Here is a 2325-nt window from a genome sequence, read left to right as displayed (position 1 = left end):
TGCACAAACTGCTCGGACCCCACGATGCCCAGCTTGGTCACCCCCAAACGCTGCGACTCCGCCAGCACCATCGCCACCGGCTCGTAACCCGCATCCTTGTTCGGCTTGATGTGAAACTCCGGCTGCGGCACCCGCGCCGCCGCTTCCGTCAGCTTCTTCTCCAAAGCCTCCCGGTTCGCCAAACGCTCCCCGTTCCACAAGATCCCGTTGTCCGGCCCAATGTCTATCTGCACCACCACCGGCTTCTCCATCGGCTTCGCCGGACTGCTCACCGGCATGTCCAGCTTCACCGCGTGCGTCTGGATCGGAATCGTGATGATCAACATGATCAGCAGCACCAGCATCACGTCGATCAGCGGCGTGGTGTTCATCTCCACCATCAGGTCGTCGTCGGACGAGCCTACGTTCATTCCCATCTTCCTGCCCCTCCTAGTTCCGCGGCGGCGGTTCGGTAATAAAAGCGATCTTCACGATACCCGCCTGCTGCACCGCCAGCACGATGCGGCCTATCGGGCTGTACTTCGCCCCCAGGTCGCCCCGAATGTGCACTTCCGGCTGCGGGTCCTTCTTCGCCTCCTTCACCAGCCGCGCCAGCAGTTCTTCCTGCGTCTTCACCGGCGTGGTGTTCCAGTAAATGGTGTTCCCGGTGTCCACCCCCAGCACGATGTTCTCCGGCTTGGTCTGCGTCGGAATGTTGCTTTCCTTCGGCAGCGCCATCTTCACCGTCTGCGTCACCACCGGCACCGTGATCAGGAAGATGATCAGCAGCACCAGCATCACGTCCACCAGCGGCGTGGTGTTGATCGCGGACATCACCGCGTCTTCGTCGCCCTTGCCGTGGCCTTGGCCGAATCTTGCGTTGCGCCCTTTCATCGTCGACGCCTCAGCGCGCGTTCAGCAGGCTGGCGTGCAGGCGGCCCGCCACCACTCGCACCATGTCCAGCACCAGCTTGTTGCGACGCACCAGCCAGTTGTAACCCAGTACCGCCGGCACCGCCACGCCCAGGCCGATCGCCGTCATGATCAGCGCTTCGCCCACCGGGCCCGCCACTTTGTCGATCGACGCCTGACCCGACATGCCGATCGCCGTCAGCGCGTGGTAGATGCCCCACACCGTGCCGAACAGGCCGACAAACGGCGCGGTGGAGCCAACGGTGGCCACCACCGACAGGCCGTTTTGCATGTGGTGGCTGGCGGAGTCCACCGCGTCGGAGATGGCCATCGACACCCAGGTGTTGAGGTCCACGCGCCCGGCCAGTTCGCCCTTGTGCTCGGCCGCCGCTTCAATGCCAGCCACCGCCACCGCGCTGAACATGCCTTCGTCGGCCAGTTCGCTGGCGCGCTTTTGCAGCTCCGCGCCGTGCGATTCCAGCAGTTCGCGGCCTTGCTTGAGCAGGCGGCGCTGTTCCAGCAGTTTGACGATGCCGACGTACCAGGTGGCCGCCGACATGATCAGCAGGATGATCAGGGTGCCGCGCGCCACGATGTCGCCTTGCGCCCACAGGGCGTCGATGCCGTACGGGTTGCTGGTCACGTGCGCGGTTTCGGCGGCCAGCGCGCTCAGGCTGCTCAACAGGGCCACGGCGGCGAAGGCGGTGCGGATGATTTTGCTCATGTTCTGGTTCTCCTAGAGATTGCTTGTTCCGGTCGAGGCGCGCTCGCGCTCATTCGCCGGAATCGAGTTTGAAGCCGAATTCCTGGCTCAACAGGCTGTTGGGTTTGCAGCTGTAGCCTTGCAGCGCGGCGCTGATCGCCGACTGGAAGCCGCTGCGGTAGCGCGGCGGGATGCCGCCGTCGAACGAAATATTGGCGATGTGGCTGAAGCGGCCGTTGTCGCCCACCTGGAAGGCCACGCGCACCACGCCCTGGATTTCGTCCTGTTGCGCCTTGCTCGGATACTCCGGCGCTTGCAGCTGGCTGCAGTTGGCCTTGGCCGACACCGGTCCCTTGGGCGCTTCCACCGCCGGGGCGGGGGTGGGCGCGGGCTGCGGCGCCGGGTCCGAGGTGGTGGACTGGATGGCGTTGGCCGTGGAGGTGACCGGCGGCGGATTGACCACCGGCGGCACGTAGGCCTGCGGCTTGGGCGCGGCGGTGGGCTGCACCACTTTCTCGATCTTGGGCGGAGGGGGCGGTGGAGGGGGCGGCGGTTCGCTGATGACCGCCACTTCCACTTTTTGCTGGATCACTTTGACCACGCCCTGGGCCAGGCCCGAGACCAGCGCGTAGATCAACAGTGCATGGAAGACGACCACGCCGACCAAGCCCGCGATGCGGCGCTTGGGCGGGGGACCGCCGATTCCTCTGGCTGTGATGCTCGTCATGTTT

General features: G+C 65.2%; 4 protein-coding genes. All 4 read right to left on the bottom strand.

What is annotated here, in order from left to right; genetic code table 11:
* A partial coding sequence (locus tag ACUXV1_RS23145; RefSeq protein ID WP_240315092.1) for an ExbD/TolR family protein occupies positions 1–410 on the bottom strand: 410 nt, incomplete at its 3' end.
* Between the two features lie 19 nt (positions 411–429).
* Positions 430–873, bottom strand: a complete 444-nt coding sequence (locus tag ACUXV1_RS23140) for an ExbD/TolR family protein (RefSeq protein ID WP_043631007.1) — start codon at positions 871–873, stop codon at positions 430–432.
* Between the two features lie 10 nt (positions 874–883).
* Complete coding sequence (locus ACUXV1_RS23135) at positions 884–1615, bottom strand: MotA/TolQ/ExbB proton channel family protein (RefSeq protein WP_081557142.1); 732 nt, start codon at positions 1613–1615, stop codon at positions 884–886.
* Positions 1616–1664: 49 nt separating this feature from the next.
* A partial coding sequence (locus ACUXV1_RS23130; protein ID WP_306293399.1) for a hypothetical protein occupies positions 1665–2325 on the bottom strand: 661 nt, incomplete at its 5' end.

The sequence above is a fragment of the Chromobacterium sp. W521 genome (assembly GCF_052805975.1).
The sequence above is the reverse complement of the archived record's forward strand: the minus strand, read 5'-3'. Positions and strand labels throughout refer to the sequence as shown.

Coding starts and splice junctions, on each gene's coding strand:
- ACUXV1_RS23135 (WP_081557142.1), bottom strand. CDS start 1,615: ATGAGCAAAATCATCCGCACCGCCTTCGCCGCCGTGGCCCTGTTGAGC.
- ACUXV1_RS23140 (WP_043631007.1), bottom strand. CDS start 873: ATGAAAGGGCGCAACGCAAGATTCGGCCAAGGCCACGGCAAGGGCGAC.